We start from the raw sequence: 20,769 nt of genomic DNA on the forward strand, positions 1-20,769 counted from the left end.
CCGCAAGAAGCCATGGACGCAGAAACACGCCAACGCCGCATCCGCCAACTCGCACACGAAATCTGGGAAGCCGAAGGGCGACCCGACGGCCACGCCGCCCGCCACTGGGCCATGGCCGAACGCCTGGTGGCCGCTGAGGCGGCCGCCGAAGCCGAGGCCGAGGCGCTGCCGCCGCCGCAACCGCGGCGCAGCGCCGGCAACGGCAGCATCTCTTCCTAAGGATCCTTCATGCCCGTGCGCAAGCTCACCCGCCGTTCGCGTATCCGCGAGGGCCTGCCGTATCCGCTGGGCGCCACCTGGGATGGCCTGGGGGTGAACTTCGCCCTGTACTCGGCGCACGCCACCAAGGTGGAGCTGTGCCTGTTCGACGACCGCGGCCGCGAGATCGAGCGCATCGCGCTGCCCGAGTACACCGACGAGATCTGGCACGGCTACCTGCCCGACGCGCGCCCCGGCCAGCTCTACGGCTACCGCGTGTACGGCCCGTACGCGCCCGATGCCGGGCACCGCTTCAATCCCAACAAGCTGCTGCTGGATCCCTACGCCAAGCAACTGGTCGGCGAACTGAAATGGGCGCCGGCCCTGTTCGGCTACACCATCGGCCACAAGGATGCCGACCTCAGCTTCGACCGCCGCGACAGCGCCGCCTACATGCCCAAGTGCGCGGTGATCGATCCGGCCTTCACCTGGGGCAAGGACCAGCGCCCGCAGACGCCGTGGGACAGCACGGTGATCTACGAGACCCACCTGCGCGGCACCACCATGCGCCATCCCTCCGTCCCCGAGGCCTGGCGCGGCACCTTCTCCGGGTTGAAGGTGGACGAGGTGGTCGAGCACATCAAGCGCCTCGGTATGACCGCAGTGGAACTGCTGCCGGTGCACGCTTTCGTCGACGACGAATACCTGCTCAAGCAGGGCCTGCGCAACTACTGGGGCTACAACACCATCGGCTTCTTCGCGCCGCACCCGCGCTACATGGCCACGCGCACGGTGTCCGAGTTCAAGCAGATGGTGGCGCGCCTGCACAGCGCCGGGCTGGAAGTGATCCTGGACGTGGTCTACAACCACACCGCCGAAGGCAACGAACTGGGCCCGACGCTGTCGTTCAAGGGCATCGACAACGCCAGCTACTACCGCCTGGCCGAAGACCGCCGCTTCTACATCAACGACACCGGCACCGGGAACACCTTCGACCTGACCAATGCCGGCGCGCTGCGCATGGTCAACGACTCGCTGCGCTACTGGGTGTCGGAGATGCACGTGGACGGGTTCCGTTTCGACCTGGCCACCATCCTCGGCCGCGAGCACCACGGCTTCGACCCCAAGGGCGGCTTCCTCGATGCCTGCCGCCAGGATCCGCTGCTGAGCCAGGTCAAGCTGATCGCCGAGCCATGGGACGTCGGCCCCGGCGGCTACCAGGTCGGCGGCTTCCCGCCGGGCTGGTCGGAGTGGAACGACAAGTTCCGCGACAACGTGCGCGCGTTCTGGCGCGGCGACGAAGGCCAACTGGCCGAACTGGCCACGCGCCTGACCGGCTCGGCCGACCTGTTCCACCACCGCGGCCGCCGTCCCACCGCCTCGGTCAACTTCGTCACCGCCCACGACGGCTTCACCCTGCACGACCTGGTCAGCTACGCGCACAAGCACAACGAGGCCAACGGCGAGCACAACCGCGACGGCTCGGACAACAACATCTCCGCCAACTACGGCGTGGAAGGCGAGACCGACGACGAAGACATCAATGCCCTGCGCCTGCGGCAGATGCGCAACCTGCTGGCCACCCTGCTGCTGTCGCAGGGCACGCCGATGCTGCTGGCCGGGGACGAGTTCGGCCGCAGCAAGGGCGGCAACAACAACACCTACTGCCAGGACAACGAACTGACCTGGCTGAACTGGGAAGCCGGCCCGCGTGCGCACCAACTCAGCGCCTTCGTCTCGCGACTGACCCACCTGCGCGCGCACTACCCGCTGCTGCATCGCGCGCGCTTCTTCGACGGCGCCTACGACGAGGAACTGGGCATCAAGGATGTGACCTGGCTGGCGCCGGACGGCGAGGAAATGACCGAGGCCTCCTGGCACGATCCGCACGCCCGCGCGCTGATGATGCGCCTGGACGGCCGCGCTCCATCCAGTGGCCTGCGCCAGGCCGCGTCCAACGTCACCCTGCTGATGATCGTCAATGGCGCGGTCGAGGACGTGCCGTTCACCCTGCCTCTGGTCGAAGGCGAACACTGGCGCGTGCTGATCGACACCGCCGAACGCAACGGCGAACACGGCCTGCCCGGCGGCTCGCAATGGCACGGGATCGGCCGCTCGCTGACCCTGCTGGCGGCCGAGCGCGACAGCAAGTCCACGGCCGCGCATCACCGCAATGCGGATGCGCCGACGGCAGTGTGATCGCACGCAAGCACGCCGCGATCTGCCTGGCGCCGCGCGTCGCGGCTGAAGCTGCTGCCACAATGGACACTGGCCGTGGCCGTGGCCGCATGCCGTGTGTGAGGGATTGCAGTCCCGACTGCCGGAAGGCTCCAACGCATCGCCGCTCGGCGACTGCGCTGAACCGGCCGCAGCCACAGCGACGCAATCTCCGTTTCGCACAGCCCACCGCGTAGGAGCGGCTTCAGCTGCGACCCGACATGGTCGGTCATGCCTGTCGCGGCTGAAGCCGCTAAAAATCCTGGCGGCGACCGGATTCGGAGGTGGGAAGGACTTCAAGCCCGTCTGCTGCGCAAGCACGAACAACCGCAGGCAGCGTTTCCAGATGCAGGAAGCGACGTCGCCGCCGCTCCCGTCCTCACCCCGTCGCGCGCACCTGTCGCAGCGCCATCGCCTGCAGCTGCGCCTCACCCACCGCGCCACCGACCAGGATCACCCCCGGTGCGCCGGGCGCGAGCGTGCCGGCGTCGGTGGCCAGGCACGCCAGCGTCGTCAGCAGCTGCACCTGCTGCGGCAGGCTCGCCGATTGCACCACCGCCGCTGGCGTATCCGCCGGCAGATGCCGCAACAGGCTGGCGGCCAGTGTCGCCACGCGCCCCATGCCCATGTAGATCGCCAGCGTGGTGCGGGTGGCGCACAGCGACGCCCAGTCCGGTTCGCCGTGATCGCGGGTGTGGGCGGTGACGAAGGTGATGCCGTGGCAGTGCGTGCGATGGGTCAGCGACATGCCCAGTCCTGCAGCGGCGGCGACGCCGGCACTGACGCCGTTGACGATGCGCACCGCCACCCCGGCCGCGCGCAGGAAGGCGATCTCCTCGCCGGCCCGACCGAACAGCAGCGCTTCGCCCCCCTTCGCCCGCACCACGCGCACGCCCTGCAACGCGTAACGGCGCATCAGCCGGCAGATGAAATCCTGCGGGGTGGAACGGCAACCGCCGCGCTTGCCGACACGGATCACCCTGGCCTGCGGCGCGAACTGCACGATCTCCGGATTGACCAGATCGTCGAGCAACAGCACCTGCGCGGCGGCCAACGCCTTCACCGCCTTCAGCGTCAACAGTTCCAGATCGCCAGGACCGGCCGACACCAACACCACCTCGCCGGCGCGGGGCGCGGCGGACACGCTGAGCTGCGTCATTGCATTTTCCCCATCGAAGAAGAACCCACCCCACGACACCACGCCCGCACAGTGCCGCGCCGAGTGCCATCGGCACTGCATGGACGCCACACACCGATCGCGCCATTCGCGGCATCCGCACGCGGACGGCCATCGCCCCGGCTTCCAACCGCGGCGCACACCACGCACACGCTCCAAACGCGCTGCCACTGCCCAGGCAACGGCGCCTCTGTACGCACGCCACGGCCTGCATGGCGAGGGCGGCCAGCAGCACCTGCAGGCCGCACACCGACCGCAGGCTCCGGCACACCACAGCTCATGCCACCACCTCCGCCGCGCACAGCCGCTGTACCTGCGGCATGCACGAGCCGCAGACGCTGCCGCAGCCCAGGCGTTCGCGCACCTGTGCCGGCGTGGCGCCACGCGCCGCCTCGGCGCGAATGGCCGCGGTACGCACCTGCAGGCACTGGCAGACCACCGGGTCGCGTGGTGCGGCACCGGCCTGGGCGAACACCGCCAGGCGCGGCCCGCCCCAGGCGGTGCCGGCAAGCGCACGCTCCAGCAAGGCCTCACCACCCGGATCGGACTGCGCGCCGGCCAGCAGCAGGCCGTCCAGATGGCTGGCGCCGGCCTCGCCGCGCCATGCCACGCGCTTGAGCACGCCGTGCCGCGCATCGCGGTATTCCAGGGTGTCGGGACCGCTGGCGAAGGCAAGCGCCGCGGCCAGGGCTTCCAGTTGCGCCGCGTCGGGTGCCTGCTCGGCCGCGGCGCGCAGCACCAGCCAGGCCGGCGCATCGGCGCTCGTCCCAGCGTCCTGCCGCGCCTCGGGCTGCAGGCTCAACCCCGCGTAGCCGAACGTGCGCAACCACGGTTGCGCCGCCGCCTGCAGCGCCAGCGCATCGCCGCGCCGCGCCAGCAACAGATGCCAAGCGAACTCGGCCTTCTCCACGCGCACCGCGGCGTGCTTGAGTTCGGGCTGCTGCGAGCGCGCGTCCACTGCCGCGGTACTGAGTTCGTTGATGCCGCCGCTGGCAAGGTACTGACCGTTCCAGTGCATCGCCGCGAACACGTCGCCCGAGCGCATCTCCTCGCACAGTTGCAACGGCAACACCAGCGCACCGCGCTTGCTGGCGATGCGCAGCAGCTCGCCCTCGCGCAGGCCGCGCCGCGCCGCATCCTGCGGATGCATGCGCAAGCCCGGCTGCGGGCTGTGCGCGAACAGCGCCGGCACCCGCCCACTGCGCGACATGCCGTGCCACTGGTCGCGCAGGCGCCCACTCAGCAGGCGCAGCGGGAACCGTGCCGAGGTCGGCTCGGCCACCGGCCGGTAGGCGACCGGATGGAAGCGCGCGCGGCCATCGGTAGTGGCGAACACGCCGTCGGCATAGCGCCGCGCCTGGCCGTGCGCGGCGCCGGCTGGCAGCGGCCACTGCTGCGGCCCCTGGGTGTCCAGCCGTGCGTAGTCCAGGCCGCCGATGTCCAGGTCGCGGCCGATGGTCAGCATGCAGTGCTCGGCGAACACGTCGGCAGGCTCGGCGAAGCCGAAGCGCGTCGCCGCACCGGGCGCGCCCAGCCGTGGCTCCAGCCGCCGCGCCACCTCGTTGGCGATCCACCAGTCCGGCCGCGCCGCGCCAGGTGCGGGCACTGCCTGGCGCACGCGCGAGATGCGCCGCTCGGAGTTGGTCACCGTGCCCGCCTTCTCGCCCCAGCTCGTCGCCGGCAGCAGCACGTCGGCGAACGGCACCGTGTCGGTCTGCACGAACGCCTCCTGCACGATGACCAGTTCGGCCTGGCGCAGCGCCTCGCGCACCTGGGCGATGTCCGGCATCGAGTGCACGGGATTGGTGCAGGCGATCCACACCGCCTTGACCTGGCCGCGGCGCAGCGCGTCGAACAGCGCCACTGCCGGCAGCCCGGGCCGCGCCGACAGACGATCCGGCGGCAAGTCCCACAGGCGTTCCAACTCGGCACGGTCGCCGGCGTCGGCGATCTCGCGATGCGCGGCGAGCATCGTCGCCATGCCGCCGACCTCGCGCCCGCCCATCGCGTTCGGCTGCCCGGTCAGCGAGAACGGGCCGGCGCCGGGCTTGCCGATCTGCGCGGTGGCCAGGTGCAGATGGATCAGCGCCAGGTTCTTGTCGGTGCCGTGCGCGGACTGGTTCAGGCCCATGCAGTACAGCGACAGCGCCGGCAGGTCGCGTGCGAACCACTCCGCCGCCTGCACCAGATCGGCCACCGGTACGCCGCACAACTCCGCGGCCATGGTCGGGGTGTAGTCGCGCAGCGCCTGCCGCAGCTCGGCGAAACCAGCCGTGTGCGCGGCGATGAACGCACGGTCGATGCGGTCTTCCCAGATCAGGTGATGCAGCATGCCGTTGAACAGCGCCACGTCGGTGCCGGGCTGGATCGCCAGGTGCAGGTCGGCCAGTGCTGCGGTGTCGGTGCGGCGCGGATCGACCACGATCCAGCGCACCTGCGGATCGCGCGCCCGCGCCTCCTCCAGCCGCCGGAACAGCACCGGATGCGCGTAGGCCATGTTGCTGCCGGCCAGCAGCACGGTCTTGGCCAGTTCCAGGTCCTCGTAGCAGGTGGGCGGGCCATCCGCGCCCAGCGCCAGCTTGTAGCCGCTGACCGCGCTGGACATGCACAGCCGCGAGTTGGTGTCGATGTTGTTGGTGCCGATCAGGCCCTTGGCCAGCTTGTTGAAGACGTAGTAGTCCTCGGTCAGCAACTGCCCGGACAGGTAGAACGCCACCGCGTCCGGGCCGTGCCGCTCGACGATGCCGGCCAAGCGCTCGGCCACGCTGTCCAGCGCCACCGCCCAGTCCACCGCGCGCCGCGGCGCGTCGCGGTGCGTGCGCAGCTCCGGCTGCAGCGCGCGGCCGTGCAGGCTGTGGGCGGTCTGCGGCAGGGTCCGGCCCTTGCTGCACAGGCGGCCATGGTTGGCCGGATGCGCGGGGTCGCCCTCGATGCCGACGATGCGTGCGCTGCCGTCGGCGGCGTGTTCGCTCTCGATCAGCACGCCGCAGCCCACCCCGCAGTAGCAGCAGGTGGAGCGGGTCACGCGCCGCTGCACGGCGGCGGGCACGCTCGGCATCGCCACGGAAGCGCCGTCCATCAGCCGGCGTCCCGCAGCGACAGCCAGACTTCGCCATCCTGCACCCGCACCGGGAAGCGCCGCGCGCAGCCCACATCCGGTGCGCAGGCCTGGCCGCTGGCCAGATCGATCTGCCAGGCATGCAGGGGGCAGGTAACGCTGTCGCCGGCCACCAGCCCCTGCGACAGCGGCCCGCCCTTGTGCGGACAGCGGTCGACCAGGGCGAACACGCGCTCGCCCTCGCTGCGGAACAGCGCGATCGGCTCCACGCCCGGCAGGTGCAGCACGCGCGCGCCCAGCACCGGGATCTCGTCGAGCCGACAGATGCGCAGCCACTGGTGTACGTCGTCGCTGCGATCGCTCGCAGTGGTGGAGGGAATCGGATCGGACACGGTCGCCATCGCTCAGTCCTCCACCAGCGCCAGCGGCGGCGCCACCCGCAGCGGCTGGTATTCGCGCTGCTTGGCCCCGGCGATACGCTCGGCCCACGGATCGGGCAGGCCCTCCAGCGCGTACAGCAGGCGCTCGTACAGCGCGCGGCGGTTGTCCGCGTCCTCCACCACGCGCTGGCGGATGTAGTCCATGCCCACGCGTTCGATGTAGTGCACGGTGCGGTCCAGGTAGTACGCCTCTTCGCGGTACAGCTGCAGGAAGGCGCCGGTGTATTCCTTGACCTCCTCGGCGCTGCGCACCTTGACCAGGAACTTGGCGACCTCGGTCTTCATGCCGCCGTTGCCGCCGATGTGCAGCTCCCAGCCCGACTCCACCGCGATGATGCCGACGTCCTTGATCCCGGACTCGGCGCAGTTGCGCGGACAGCCGGACACCGCCAGCTTCACCTTGTGCGGGCTCCACATGTTGGCCAGCATCGTCTCCAGGTCGATGCCCATCTGCGTGCTGTTCTGCGTGCCGAAGCGGCAGAACTCGCTGCCCACGCAGGTCTTCACCGTGCGGATCGACTTGCCGTAGGCATGGCCCGAGTTCATCCCCAGGTCCTTCCACACGTCGATCAGGTCTTCTTTCTTCACCCCCAGCAGGTCGATGCGCTGGCCGCCGGTGACCTTGACCATGGGCACGGCGTACTTGTCGGCCACGTCGGCGATGCGGCGCAGCTCCGACGCATTGGTGACCCCGCCCTTCATCTGCGGAATCACCGAGAAGGTGCCGTCCTTCTGGATGTTGGCGTGGGCGCGCTCGTTGATGAAGCGCGACTGCGGATCGTCCACCGCCTCGCGCGGCCAGGTGGACAGCAGGTAGTAATTGATCGCCGGGCGGCAGGTGGCGCAGCCGTTGGGGCTGCGCCACTGCAGCTGCGTGTACACCGCGGCGTGGGTGAGCAGCCTGCCCTCACGGATCGCCTTGCGCACCTCGCCGTGGCTCAGATCGGTGCAGCCGCATACCGCCTTGGTCTTGGGCGTCTGCTGGAAGTTGGAGCCCAGGCAGTTCATCAGAATCTGTTCCACCAGGCCGGTGCACGAACCGCAGGAACTGGCGGCCTTGGTGTGCTTCTTGACCTCGTCGACGGTGAACAGGCCTTGCGCGTTGATCGCCTTGACGATGGTGCCCTTGCACACGCCGTTGCAGCCGCACACCTCGTCGCTGTCGCGCATCGCACTGGCGCGGTCCTGTCCGGCGGTACCGGCATCGCCCAGTGCGCTTTCGCCGAACATCAGCCGCTCGCGGCGCTCGCCGATCGGGCTGGCGTCCTTGAGCAACTGGAAGTACCAAGCGCCGTCGGCGGTGTCGCCGTACAGGCAGGCGCCGACCAGCCGGTCGTCCTTCAGCACCAGCTTCTTGTAGACCCCGCCGGCCGGATCGGACAGCACGATCTCCTCGCTGCCTTCGCCACCCATGAAATCGCCGGCGGAGAACAGGTCGATGCCGGTGACCTTGAGCTTGGTCGAGGCCACCGAGCCGCGGTAGATGCCGATGCCGTAGCCGGCCAGGTGGTTGGCGCAGATCTTGGCCTGCTCGAACAGCGGCGCGACCAGGCCGTAGGCGATGCCGCGATGGCTGGCGCATTCGCCCACCGCGTACACCCGCGGGTCGAAGGTCTGCAGGGTGTCGTTGACCACGATGCCACGCGTGCAATGGATGCCGGCGGCCTGCGCCAGGGCGATGTTGGGGCGGATGCCCGCGGCCATCACCACCAGGTCGGCCGGCACCTCGCTGCCGTCGGAGAAGCGCACCGCGGTCACCTCGCCGGCGGCATTGCCGACCAGTTCGGTGGTGGAGGTATTGAGGCGGAAGTCGAGCCCGCGTTCGGCCAGCGACTGCTGCAGCATCGCCCCGGCCACCGGATCGAGCTGGCGCTCCAGCAGCCACCCGGCCAGGTGCACCACGGTCACCTGCATCCCGCGTTGCTTCAGCCCGTTGGCCGCCTCCAGCCCGAGCAGGCCGCCGCCGATCACCACCGCGTTGCCCTTGCGCGAGGCGGTGTCGATCATCGTCTGCGTGTCGTGCATGTCGCGGTAGCCGATCACCCCCTTGAGGTCCTTGCCGGGCACCGGCAACACGATCGGCAGCGAACCGGTGGCCAATAGCAATCGGTCATAAGGCGCCTCGGTGCCGTCGGCAGCGATGACCATGCGCCTGACCCGGTCGATGCGCACCACCTCCTTGTTCAAATACAGGCGGATGCCGTACTCGGCGTACCAGGACAACGGATTGAGCACGATCTCGTCGAAGTCCTGCTCGCCGGCCAGCACCGGCGAGAGCAGGATGCGGTTGTAGTTCGGGTGCGGCTCGGCCCCGAACACGGTGATGTCGTACATGCCCGGCATCAGCTTCAGCAGTTCTTCCACGGTGCGGATGCCGGCCATGCCGTTGCCCACCACCACCAGTCTCGGCTTGTTCATTGGCGTATCGCTCCCCTGGCGCTCAGACGCGTACCGCACCAGCCGCCGACCATTGCCGGCGCCAGTGCTGCTTGACCGTGGACAACAGACCCCAGCCCAACAGCGCGCAGCCGGCGAACAGCCACAGCCCCGGCGCATAGCTGCCGGTGTGCTGCTTGACCACCCCCAGCCCCGCGGCGAGCAGGAAGCCGCCGATGCCGCCGGCCATGCCGATCAGCCCGGTCATCAGCCCGATGTCGCCACCGAAGCGCTGCGGCACCAACTGGAACACCGCGCCATTGCCGGTGCCCAGGCTCAGCAGGGTCAGCACGAACAGCGCCACCGTGGCCGCTGGTCCACCGACCCCGACCGCCGCCGCGGCCACCAGCAACGCCACCAGCAGATAGATCGCCAGCAGCGTGCGGGTGCCGCCGATGCGATCGGCGATCGCCCCACCCAGCGGCCGCATCACCGACCCGGCCAGCACGCACGCCGCGGTAGCCCAGCCGGCCAGCTTGGGCGAGAAGCCGAACTGGTCGTGGAAATAGCCCGGCAGCGCACTGGCGAATCCGGCGAAACCACCGAAGGTGATCGCGTAGAACAGCATGAAGCGCCATGCATCGCGGTTGCCGACCAGGACCCGCGCGTAATCGCCCAGGCGCTTGCGCGGCACCGCCACCGGCGCGTCCTTGGCGCAGAGCGCGAACACCAGCAGCGTCAGCAACAAGGGAATGCACGCCAGCCCGAACACCGCCTGGTAGCCGAACGCCGCCGCCAGCACCGGCGCGAACAGCGCCGCGAACACCGTGCCGGAATTGCCCGCCCCGGCAATGCCCATCGCCGTACCCTGGTGCTGCGGCGGATACCAGCGCGAGGCCAGCGGCAGCGCCACCGCGAACGACGCCCCGGCCACGCCCAGCATCAACCCGAGCAGCAACACCTGGGCGAAGCTGTGCACCCCCACCTGCCACGCCACCGCCAGCGCCGCGATCACCAGCGCCTGCGCCAGCAGCCCCGCGCGCTTGGCGCCGATCGTATCGGCCAGCATGCCCAGGAACAGCCGCAGCACCGCCCCGCACAGGATCGGTACCGCCACCATCAGCGCCCGCTGCTGCGTGTCCAGCTCCAGCGCCGCCGCGATCTGCACCTGCAGCGGGCCGAGCAGATACCACACCATGAAGCTCAGATCGAAATACAGGAACGCCGCCAACAACGTGGGCGTGTGCCCGGCTTGCCAGAACGATCGGTTCATCCGCGCCATCTCCGGGAAACGTGGGGCCGCAGCGCTGCACACCATCCGCAGCGCGCGGAAAGTCGAGGGGAGGAAAACGAAAACGGCGCCGTCCGGTTCGCACCGGAAGACGCCGTTGTCGGGACCGACGGACCGCCGTTGGCCCGCCTGCCGGATCAGATTGGTGCGGGCGCGCCGTTGCGTCCGCAGGTGGGGCTAAAGCAAACAGCGTGCCAAGTTTTGGGCGACCTCATCCGACATAAAAATCATCATTTATTCAGCCGCTTATGAAATTCCAACACTGCAGGATATCGATCTTGGCCAACGACACAGGCACCTGCTGGCACATATTGGTGCGAGATCGCACTACTGTTGTGCAGCGCAGTATCAACGTGTCGAGCGCGCGATCCATGGGCGCTTGTACCTTCCGGCAATGCCATGGTGTTCCACATGTCGCACTCACAGGCGGGTCGGCTAACCGATAGCGAAAATCTCCGCAAAGCGATTCGGCATATCACCCAGCATCATCTCCAGGTAGGCGTGGGGCTTGATCGCATCGAGCCACTGGAAGTAGCTCTCCTCCGACACATGGCGGCAAGCGGCCGTCAGCACGGCCTGGCAGCGCTCCTGTGGCAGCAAGGGCAACGGCGATGGCGCGGGTTCGTAAATTCCGGAAAAATCGCCTTTCAGCATGAGCGCGCCATGCCACACGACGTCCGCCGACGTCTCGCCGGCGAGATCGGGCAGTTCCAGCACATCCCCAGCAAGCAAGGGATAGGCCGCCAACAGCCAGCGATACAGTTGCGTGGTCCATCGCGGGCATCGAATTGCGAACACCGAATCGAGCCAAGCGGCGAGTTCTTCATCGGCAACATACTTTGCGCAAAAGAACATGCCCGCCGAAAAGTCGCCGCACGCCACGCTCCAGGCGAAGGCGCTTTCTCCTGTGTACGGATCCTCCGGCACCTGGATCGCCAGGCGCTCTCCGACCCAGCGAGATGGATCCATCAGGCAGCGCCCCAGGGTCTGCCTCGCATCGTCGGCGAACCCCGCATAGGGCTCGTCGACGCTGCGCGGGTTGACGGCAATGAACGCTGTGACGAGGTGCTGGTACAGGCTGTCGAACGACTGCTCCGAATGGCGCGAAACCAGGTGGGCCAACAGATAGCGATACCAATGCGTCCATTCGTCCATCGGGCCGAAGCAAGCGTTCCCGGATGCGATTTCCTCAAGGGGCGTTCGCAATTCTTCGAGCGAGAACCCGGCAAGATCGCCGAGCAGGAAATCGAACATGTGCCGTTTCTCGCCCATGAACCACGCTTCGCCCATCGGCTTTGCCGGACGACGCAGGTGACGGCGCATGCGTTGGACGCAATCCGCATTCGGCCCATCGCCAGGGCGCCAGACGAACGGGCGCGTCATCTTTGGTTCTGGAAACAGCCGTGATAGGGACATCCGCCGATTCTAGCCGGCGTGCGGTGAGCGACGCAGTTTTCCGAAGCGCACGCCACGGACATCGGTTGCTAGCCACACCGCCGCATCGGGTCACCGACGTGCACTGCAACCGGCTGCGCCGCGCATCGACAGCAACCACAGCCAGCGATGCACTTCACCGTTGCTGGCTAGCGTGGCCATCGTATGTCCTTACCGCACACCTCCATCCACATACGGCCGCGCCTGCAACATCACCACCTCATCCCCGACCACGGCCCACTCGATGTCCTGGTCCGCGCCACCCAGGGCCTGCTTGGTCATCGCGCCGACCTTGGCCAGCCGCGCGATGAGGGCGTCGGTCAGCACCTGGCGGGTGCCGGTGATGGGGACCTCGCGAACGCCGCCGGCGGCGTTGGCGACGAGTTGGGTGTCCTCGGCCGAGCGGCTCAACACCTGCACCGCCTTGGACCAACTCGAGTACATCACCTGTTCGGCCTGGCGCTTGCCCTCGACCACGCGAATACCCAAGCCGCGCTTGGCCGAGATGTAGGTGACGTGGCGGCGCGCGGCATCGAACGGGTCGCGGGTGATCATCACCCCGGAGCTGTCGGATGGCGCGGCCGCCTGCACCAGCACCGCCATGGCCACTGCGTCCTGCGGCAGGCCCGCAGCAGTGCGGGCTTCGTAGGCCTCGAAGTTGTACACCGAGGCCCATACCGTCTGTACGGCCTTGGCCAGGGCATCGGCGCGGGTGACGTTGGGCACGGTGGTGTACAGGCCGGCGCCACTGAACCCGGGCAGATCCTCGGAATTGGACGAACTGCGCACGAACACGCCTGCGCCGCGCAGTTGGTCGCGCCACTGCGCCTCCAGCGCACGCACGAAGGCGGGGTCGGGTGCGGCCTCGGCGATCTCGGCACGTAGCGCCGCCAGCGCGGCGCGGCGCACGTCCGCGTCGGTGGTGAAGCCCGGACGCGCCTGCAGCGCGCGCAGGCGTTGGGCGATCTGCAGGCGCTGCATCGTCGCCGCGTAGAACGCGAACGGGATGCAGAAGCCGTCCGGCACGCGTGCGGCCGGCGGCAGCACTGCCTTCAGCGTGCCGAGATTGGCGGCCTTGGTCCCGCAGGCGCGGCTGTCGCGCGCGCGCAGCGACGCCAATGGCTGGAGCGCGGCCACGCGCAGGTCCGGACGCGGCAGCACGCGCGCCGCCGAGCGCGGGTTGGCAGTGGAGGCAGCCGCCGGCGGCCCCGCCAGCGGCGTCACCCGGTAGTCGTTGTGGGTGACGTCCAACTGCACCCAGCGGCCGTCGTACTGGCGCAGCGCCGCCTGCGCATCGCGCACGTACACGTTGGGAATGCCCCAGCCCTTGGCCAGCAAATTGACGTGCGACAGCAAGGTGGAGGGACGTTGCGTGACCAGGCCGGCGACCGGCGCCAACGCGATCGGCACCTCGTCCAGCACCGCGATGTCGCGCGGCGACAGCGTACGGAACTGCGCCTCCGAGCGCACGATGCGCAGCCGCCCCTCGGCATGGCCGGTATTCAACGGCAGGAAGCGCTGCTCGCGCAGCAGCGCCTCCTGGGTGACGAACGCCAGCCCGGCGCTGCGGGCCAGTTGCTCGTGCAACGTGGAGTTGGTCTTGAACCGCAGCGTGTCGAAGAACGACGCGCGCAAGGCGGCATCGGTCTGCTGCAGCAGCGCCGCGGTGAGGAGATCGCCCTCCCAGAACTCGTAGGTATAACCCGGCAGATCCTGCTGCCAACTCAGGGTGCCGAACAGGAACCGCCGCTGCGGGTCGCGGTACTGCGCCTTCAGTGCCGCCTTGCCCATGCGCGGTGCCAGGCGCTGACGCACGAACTGTTCGTGCAGCGCGAACCGTGGGGTGTTGAGATAGTAGACGCGTCCGCCCTGCTGCCGATCGATCACGAACAGCAGATGCGGCAGTTCCAGCGCGGTGCCAGCGTCGTAGACCCGGGCGAGCTGCAGGAACTGCGCGCGGCTGTCGAGGCGCGGCAGGGAGTCCGGTCCCGTCGCCGGCTGCGCGGCGGCATCGCTACCCGGGCGTTGCTCGTAGGCCGAGGGCTTGCGCGCGGTCTGCGCCATCGCAGGCGCCACGTGCCACAGCAGCGCGAAAAGGAAACACCACGCCGACAAGCGTGGCCATGCAAGCGGCGGACGGGCTCGATCCATGATGCCGGTTCGGGAGGGCGACGAGCGCGGATCATACGCCAGCCCCGGGCGTTGACGGCACCGCAAGCGTTGGCGTGGCCTAGCCCGCAACGCTCCCAGGGGGCAGGCATCGCCCAAAGGTGGCGTATCGGTGCATTCTGGTCCAGCGGTGCATCGACCAGTGCATTGAGATCCTGCCACTGTTGCGAACGCGAGACGCGCTGGATTCGATCGGAAAGGACGTCCCGTGCCTTCTCGCTCGCCGCCTCCAGCAGGAACTCGGCTCGCTTCCTATCACGGTGCTTTGCCGCATGGTCGATCAACGACAGAGTGGATGCGGACAGACGAAGACGGATGATCTTGCCGGCACCACGGCGCATCATGCGTCTCCTGCACTGTCCTTCGAAGATGGAGGATTTTCACGCGACGACGAGTACAGACTGAGCGAAGAGCACCACCGATGCCATCCCGCCGCTTACCCTGTCTGCTGGCCCAGAATGCCACCCCCACGCGCATCCCCATCCGGCACCGCCACCCCAACCTGCGCCGCCGCGGCACGATAGGTGTCCAACCGGTGCACCCGCGCAACTACGGCCGCATCGTGCGCTGCATCCTCCTCCACGCCCGCCGCACTCGCCGACAACCACCCCCAGCGCCGGAACTGCTGCAGGAACCAACGCCCGTCCGATAGCCACGGGAAGTTCGCCAGCCCTTCGGCATGGAAGCGAAGACCGCGCGGGTCGGCACCATGATCGGCAGCGCCGCCCGGCAGCAGGCAGGCGGCGATGCGGTCTGCAGGCAAGCCGATCACCTCCGGGTCGGCCAGCCATGCGACGGCCTCGCGACGGTGCGCGGCATCGTCGAGCCAGCGGCAGGCGTCGAGCAAGGTCGCGGTGAGGGCGGTGGCCAATTCGGGTTGTAAGGCAGCCCAGGCGCGGCGACACGCCAGCACCTTTTCCGGATGGCCGGGCCATAGCTCGCCGCTGCGCAGGACGCGCCGGCCGACGCCGTCGGCCTCGGCCTGGGCGGCCCAGGGTTCGCCGGCGCAGTAGCCATCGAGTTCACCGCGCGCCAGCGCGTCGGGCATCTGTGACGGTGGCAGGGTCACCGCGCGGATGTCGCGCGACGGGTCCACGCCCTGCCCGGCCAGCCACGCATACAGCCACATGGCGTGGGTGCCGGTGGGAAAGGTCTGCGCAAACGTCGCGGGGCGGCCGAGCGCGGCCAGCGCGTCGCGCAGCGCGGTGCCCTGCGCCAGCGCCGCGGCCAGGGCCGGCGCCAGCACGATGCCCTGCCCGTTCTGGTTGAGGGTGAGCAGGATCGCCAGATCGGCCTGCGGGCCGCCGATGCCGCATTCCACGCCGTAGACCAGGCCGGCCAGGGCGTGCGCGGCGTCCAGCTCGCCCGACAGCAGCTTGTCGCGTACCGCCGCCCACGAGGCCTGCCGTTGCAATTCCAGGCGCAGGCCGTGGCGCCGGTCCAGGCCAAGGCGCACGGCGGCGATCAGCGGCGCGCAGTCGATCAGCGGCAGATAGCCAACGCGCAAGGTGGGCGGGGCGGCGTGTGGCGTTGCGTTCATCGGTCCCTCATCCCAGCAGCTCCGCCAGCGCCAGGATGCGCTCGGCGACCTCGGCCAGCTTCAAGCCCTGTTTCATCGCCTGCTGCCGCAGCGCGGCGTAGGCCTCGTTCTCGCTCATGCCGCGCTTGTCCATCAGCAGGCGCTTGGCGCGGTCGATGCACTCGCGCTCGCGCAACTTGCGCTGCACCTCGTCCAGTTGCCGGCGCATGCCCGCTTCCTGTTCGAAGCGCGCCAGCGCCACCTGCACGATCGGCGCCAGCCGCGCGGGCGCCAGGCCGTCGACCACGTAGGTGGTGACGCCGGCGCCGACCGCGGCGCGGATCAGTTGGTCGTCGCCATCGGCGGAGAACATCACCACCGGGCGCGGCGCCTGGCGGTGGATCAGCGCCAGTTGCTCCAGGGTGTCGCGCGAGGGCGAGTCGACGTCGAGGATGACCACGTCCGGTTGCTGGGTGGACACCGCCTTGAGCAGTGCCGGCGCCGCGGCGACCTCGTCCAGCACCGCGTAGCCGGCATCGAGCAGCGCCTGGCGCAATTGCCCGATCGGCTTTTCGGTATCGTTGACCAGCAGGACGCGCAGCATTCGGGCGTGGCGAACCAGGGGTTGGCTTCACCGCATGGTGCCATGCAACATGGACGTCCGCACCTCGCCCCAGCAAGGAGTCCGCATGCCGCTGTATCCCCTGTTCGCCGACCTGGCTGGACGCCGCGTGCTGGTGGTGGGTGGCGGCGAGGTGGCGATGCGCAAGATCGAGGCACTGCTGCACGCCGGTGCCGACCTGTTGGTGTACGCGCACGCGCTGAACCCCACGGTGGCGCAGTGGCTGGCGCAGGGTCGGCTGCAGCGCGCCGACGGCGCCTTCGATCCGCAGTGGCTGGACGACGCCTGGCTGGTGGTGGCGGCCACCGACGACGAGGCGTTCAACCGGCAACTGGCCGAACAGGCCGGGGCACGTCGCAAGTGGGTCAACGTGGTCGACGACGCCGCCCTGTCGACGTTCCAGGTACCTGCGATCATCGACCGCGATCCGCTGTTGATCGCGATCTCCTCCAGCGGTGCGGCACCGATGCTGGCGCGGCGCCTGCGCGAGCGCTGGGAAACCGAACTGGACCACTCCTATGCCGAACTGGCGCAGCTGTTCGCGCGCCACCGCGCCGCGATCCGTGCACGCCTGCCGGACCTGCCGCAGCGCCGTCGCTGGTTCGAGCAGGTGCTGGAGGGGCCGGTGCAGACACTGCTGCAGAGCGGCCAGCGCGAGGCTGCCGAACAGGCTTTCACCGACAGCCTGCAGCGCAGCGACGACCTACCACGGCAAGGCAGCGTGTGGCTGGTCGGCACCGGCAGCGGCGACCCCGGCGCGCTGACGCTGAAGGCGCTGCGCGCGCTCAACCAGGCCGACCTGCTGCTGTGCGGCGCCGAGGTGAGCGCCGCGGTGCTGAGCCTGGCGCGGCGCGATGCCAGCCGTCGACCACTGCCGGACGATCCGGCCGCGCACCTGGCGCTGCTGGTCGAACAGACGCAGGCCGGGCAGCGCGTGGTCAGCCTGCTGCCGGGCGATGCGTTCCGGCAGCCACCGCACGCGGCACTGCCGGCGCAATTGGCCGCGGCCGGGATCGCCTGCGAGGTGGTGCCCGGGGTCGCACCGGGCTGACGCCTACGCCGGCAGCGGCGGCACCGGTTCGGCGGCCGTGCGGCCCTGCTTCGCCGTCACCAGGTGCTTGCGCATGCCCACCCACAACGCCAGCGACAGCAGCGAGATGCCGCCCAGCAGCATGAACGCCGCGCGGTAGCCGAACACCTGTGCGATCCAGCCGCCCAGCGCGGGACTCAACGCCGCGCCGACGCCCTGCATCGTCATCACCGCGCCCTGCCCCACGTTGACCCGCCCGGTGCCCTGCAGCAGGTGCGCCACCAGTGCCGGCACCACCACGCTCTGCAGGCCGGCGCCGACGCCGTCGAGGATCTGCACCGGGAACACGCCCCAGGTGTGGATGAAGCTGGCGGCGATCAGCCCGCGCAGCGGCAGCGCCAGGAAGGTCAGCAGCAGCACCCACCAGTGCCCGCGCACGCGGATCAGGCGCATCGCCAGCAGCGAGACCAGCACCATGGTGGCCTGGGCGACGATGATGGTGGTGGCGGTCAGCGCGTTCGGATCGCCCTGATGCGCGGCCACCACGGCCATGCCGTACAGCGGCAGCATCGCCGCATTGCCCAGGTGGAACAGCGCCAGCGCCGCGGCCAGCACCAGCAAGGGCTTGCAGGTCAGCAGCACCGACCAGCCGCTGACGTGCTCGCCGTTCTCCTCCCCGGCCTCGGCCATGCCGCGTGCGGCGCGGTGGTCGATCGCGTCGCGCGGAATCATCAACACCGAGGCGATCGCCAGCACGCCGAAGCAGCCGGTCAGCGCGAACACCGCGCCGAAGCCGAATTTCCATCCGAGCAAGCCGGCCAGCGCCGCGGCCACCACGTTGCCGGCATGGCTGCCGACCTGGTTGCGCGCGATCTGGTGATCGAAGCCGGCCTGGCGCACCAGGCCCAGGGTGATGCCGGACAGCGCCGGCCCCAGCGCGGCGGCGGCGAGTGCGGTCATCACCTGTGCGGCGATGACGCCCGGCAGGGTCGGCGACCACCACAGCAGCGCCGACGCCAGCAGGATCATGCTGCAACCGACCACCACGATGCTGCGCTTGCGCTTGGTCGCATCGACCAGCGCGCCGCCTGGCGTGGTGGCGAGCATGCCGACGATGCCGCCGGCGGTCATCACCGAGCCGATCGCGCCCAGCGACCAGCCCTTGGATTGCAGGAACACGCTCAGGAACGGGCCGAGTCCGTCCTGCACGTCGGCCATGGTGAAGTTGAGCGCTTCCAGCGCGCGCGTGCCGCGCGGGCGCAGGCGCTTCTCGGCGCCGCTCATGCGCGCACCGCCGAGAGCGAAGGAAGCAAGGAAGCAGGCAGGAAAGCGTGGTGCAGCGCAGGCGGGACGGGCGGCATGACGGAGTCCTGGATGAGCGAAGGCGACACAGGCGCGGCGGTGGCCAGGGGCACACCGCCGCGACGGCTTGGTACTTAGTGGGGCTTCGGCTTGGGCTTGGGCTTGGGTTTCGGCTTCGGCCCGTCCTTCGGCGCAGCATCATGCGCATGCCCGTGCAACGGCTTGTGATGAGGCTTGGGCGGCTTCGGTTTCGGCGCCAATGGCTGCACCGTCGCCTCGCTCGCACCCAGCGCCTGCGCATGCAGCACCTGGCCATGCGCGGACTCCAGCAACTCGCCCTGCGCCGCCAGCGGCTTGCCGGCGGCCAGCCAGCGGGCCGATTCCGGCACCGCGTGCGGCGGGAAGCGCACGATCAGCCCATCCTCCAGCAGCGCGCCATGCACCTGCCCGTGCGGGCCGTGCAGCAGCCGCGCGACGGTGCCGGCGTGGTGTACCGCGTCCTGCGCGGGCTTGGGCTTGCCCGGCGGCTTGGGCTTGTGGGGCGCGGCATGCGGGCCTTCGTCGACGATGCGCTCGGCACCGTCCGGGTCCACCGCCAGCGCCACCAGCACGTCGGCGCCGCGCGGCTTGAGCCCGCGCACGCCAAGGCCGGCGCCGGGACGCAGCGCCTTCAGCAATTGCGCCGACAGGTGCGGCGGGGTGTGTACTTCGGTGCCGTCGTCGAACAGCAGGCCGTCGACGTCGGCCTTGGGGTTGAGCAGGAAGCGCGCGAGCGTGCCGCGGGTTTCCGGCAGGGAATCGGGATCGACCCAATGCATTGCATTCTCCAGACGAACAAGGGGATGCCGGCCGGGGCCGGCAGCGCCCGCCGCGAACGGCGGGCGCAAAGGTCAGGCGCGATGCGGCAACGCCCGGATCAACGCGGTGCCGGCGGCGGCGGCGGGGTGGCCGGCGCACCCGGCGCGCCCGGCTGGGCCGGCGGCGACGGAGCGGCCGGCGGCGCAGGCGGGGCCGGCGGCGCGAACACCGCCTGCAGCGAGTTGCGGTCGCGGCCGACCTGGGTCGCTTCCACCGAACGGCCGACCTGGGTCAGCACGCCGAAGCCGTTGACGCTCAGGCGTGCGCCCGGCCGCAGCAACTCGCTGTACTGCAGGGCGGCGTGCGGCGGCATGCGCACCACGGTGCCGTCGCTGAGCAGCACGCCGGCAGTGTCGCCGCGCGGGCCGTAGACCAGACGCTCGATGCGGCCATCGGCCTGCAGCGGGGTCAGGGCCGGCGGTGCCGGAGGCGCCGGCGGCGGCGTCATCGGGTTCGGCGGACGGTCGACCACCTGCTTGCCGCTGCGGCGCGCGGTGATGGTGGTGGCCTGCAGCAGCGGCAGGCTGCCCAGGCGATAGCCCTGCACCGACACCGCATCGCCACGGCGCACCGCGGTCTGCAGATCGGCCGACAGGTGCGGCGGGAAGCTCACCTGGGTGCCGTCCATCAGCCACAGGCCATCGACAACGCCGTTGGGGTTGAGCATGAAGCGCTCGACGGTGCCGTCCACGCGCACCGGCGTGGCGGCGACGGCGGCCGCGGGCGGCGGCGGCGGTGCCGGGACGCTGCCGGGCGCCGGCGGGGCGGGAGGCGCGGGCGGCGCCGGCACCTGGGCGGTGGCGGCAGCGGCGGCGGTGGCCAGCACCAGGGACAGAGCGAGTGCGCTACGACGGATCATGGACGTTCTCCTGAGCGGCAAGGGGGCGCCGCTCGCAGGAGAGATAATGCAGAGGCCGTGCCAACTTTTAAGCCATTGATCCTGAAGGAAATCGAGTGCGGATCTAGCCTGGAAGGCGTCTCCATTTCATCCACACCTGTCCGCAAAGCGGACAGATGTGGATGGAATGGGATTGGGGAGTCGGGATTGGGGATTCGTAAAAGCGCCAGACAGCATGCG

At 69.8% G+C, this 20,769-nt stretch carries 15 protein-coding genes and 1 pseudogene; 3 read left to right on the forward strand and 13 right to left on the reverse strand.

Going from position 1 to position 20,769, the window contains the following annotated elements; translation table 11 throughout:
* The first annotated feature begins 12 nt into the window (after positions 1-12).
* The gene (locus GGR71_RS19120; protein WP_160961816.1) at positions 13-219 is read left to right on the forward strand and encodes a DUF2934 domain-containing protein; all 207 of its coding nucleotides are present in this window, start codon (positions 13-15) and stop codon (positions 217-219) included.
* A gap of 9 nt (positions 220-228) precedes the next feature.
* Positions 229-2,397, forward strand: a complete 2,169-nt coding sequence (glgX, locus tag GGR71_RS19125; RefSeq protein ID WP_160961818.1) for a glycogen debranching protein GlgX — start codon at positions 229-231, stop codon at positions 2,395-2,397.
* 397 nt (positions 2,398-2,794) lie between these two features.
* Here glgX and cobA read toward each other — a convergent pair whose 3' ends face one another.
* From cobA to GGR71_RS19170, 10 genes and pseudogenes are all read right to left on the reverse strand, one after another.
* Complete coding sequence (cobA, locus tag GGR71_RS19130) at positions 2,795-3,532, reverse strand: uroporphyrinogen-III C-methyltransferase (RefSeq protein WP_184452241.1); 738 nt, start codon at positions 3,530-3,532, stop codon at positions 2,795-2,797.
* Between the two features lie 337 nt (positions 3,533-3,869).
* Positions 3,870-6,671, reverse strand: coding sequence for a nitrate reductase (locus GGR71_RS19135; RefSeq protein ID WP_184452227.1), 2,802 nt, complete (start codon positions 6,669-6,671; stop codon positions 3,870-3,872).
* On the reverse strand, positions 6,671-7,051 hold the full coding sequence (nirD, locus tag GGR71_RS19140) for a nitrite reductase small subunit NirD (RefSeq protein ID WP_160961825.1): 381 nt from the start codon (positions 7,049-7,051) through the stop codon (positions 6,671-6,673). The genes GGR71_RS19135 and nirD overlap by 1 nt, the downstream gene beginning before the upstream one ends.
* Before the next feature lie 3 nt (positions 7,052-7,054).
* A complete protein-coding gene (gene nirB, locus GGR71_RS19145) occupies positions 7,055-9,508 on the reverse strand; it encodes a nitrite reductase large subunit NirB (protein WP_160961827.1) in 2,454 nt (817 codons plus the stop codon).
* A gap of 22 nt (positions 9,509-9,530) precedes the next feature.
* Positions 9,531-10,700, reverse strand: a complete 1,170-nt coding sequence (locus GGR71_RS19150; RefSeq protein ID WP_184452243.1) for a nitrate/nitrite transporter — start codon at positions 10,698-10,700, stop codon at positions 9,531-9,533.
* A 492-nt stretch (positions 10,701-11,192) separates the two neighbouring features.
* Complete coding sequence (locus tag GGR71_RS19155; RefSeq protein WP_160961831.1) at positions 11,193-12,140, reverse strand: hypothetical protein; 948 nt, start codon at positions 12,138-12,140, stop codon at positions 11,193-11,195.
* 222 nt (positions 12,141-12,362) lie between these two features.
* Positions 12,363-14,255 carry a PEP/pyruvate-binding domain-containing protein gene (locus GGR71_RS19160; protein ID WP_237474431.1) on the reverse strand — a complete coding sequence of 631 codons (1,893 nt, stop codon included), beginning with the start codon at positions 14,253-14,255 and terminating at the stop codon, positions 12,363-12,365.
* A 212-nt stretch (positions 14,256-14,467) separates the two neighbouring features.
* Positions 14,468-14,704, reverse strand: a pseudogene (locus GGR71_RS21210) (type II toxin -antitoxin system TacA 1-like antitoxin); the annotation flags it as partial.
* A gap of 92 nt (positions 14,705-14,796) precedes the next feature.
* Complete coding sequence (locus GGR71_RS19165) at positions 14,797-15,900, reverse strand: CmpA/NrtA family ABC transporter substrate-binding protein (RefSeq protein ID WP_160961837.1); 1,104 nt, start codon at positions 15,898-15,900, stop codon at positions 14,797-14,799.
* A 7-nt stretch (positions 15,901-15,907) separates the two neighbouring features.
* Positions 15,908-16,480: an ANTAR domain-containing response regulator gene (locus GGR71_RS19170; RefSeq protein WP_106407102.1), complete on the reverse strand. Its 573-nt coding sequence runs from the start codon at positions 16,478-16,480 to the stop codon at positions 15,908-15,910.
* Positions 16,481-16,568: 88 nt separating this feature from the next.
* Between GGR71_RS19170 and GGR71_RS19175 the strand changes: the two genes are divergently transcribed.
* Positions 16,569-17,552, forward strand: coding sequence for an NAD(P)-dependent oxidoreductase (locus GGR71_RS19175; RefSeq protein WP_160961839.1), 984 nt, complete (start codon positions 16,569-16,571; stop codon positions 17,550-17,552).
* A gap of 3 nt (positions 17,553-17,555) precedes the next feature.
* Here the strand turns inward: GGR71_RS19175 and GGR71_RS19180 are convergent, their stop codons facing one another.
* The 3 genes from GGR71_RS19180 to GGR71_RS19190 form a co-directional block, all read right to left on the reverse strand.
* Complete coding sequence (locus GGR71_RS19180; RefSeq protein WP_160961841.1) at positions 17,556-18,815, reverse strand: MFS transporter; 1,260 nt, start codon at positions 18,813-18,815, stop codon at positions 17,556-17,558.
* Positions 18,816-18,967: 152 nt separating this feature from the next.
* Entirely contained in the window at positions 18,968-19,651 is a 684-nt protein-coding gene (locus tag GGR71_RS19185; protein ID WP_160961843.1) for a hypothetical protein, read from the reverse strand.
* A 98-nt stretch (positions 19,652-19,749) separates the two neighbouring features.
* Positions 19,750-20,550: a hypothetical protein gene (locus GGR71_RS19190; RefSeq protein ID WP_160961845.1), complete on the reverse strand. Its 801-nt coding sequence runs from the start codon at positions 20,548-20,550 to the stop codon at positions 19,750-19,752.
* Positions 20,551-20,769: the final 219 nt, after the last annotated feature.

Source organism: Xanthomonas sp. F1 (assembly GCF_014199855.1).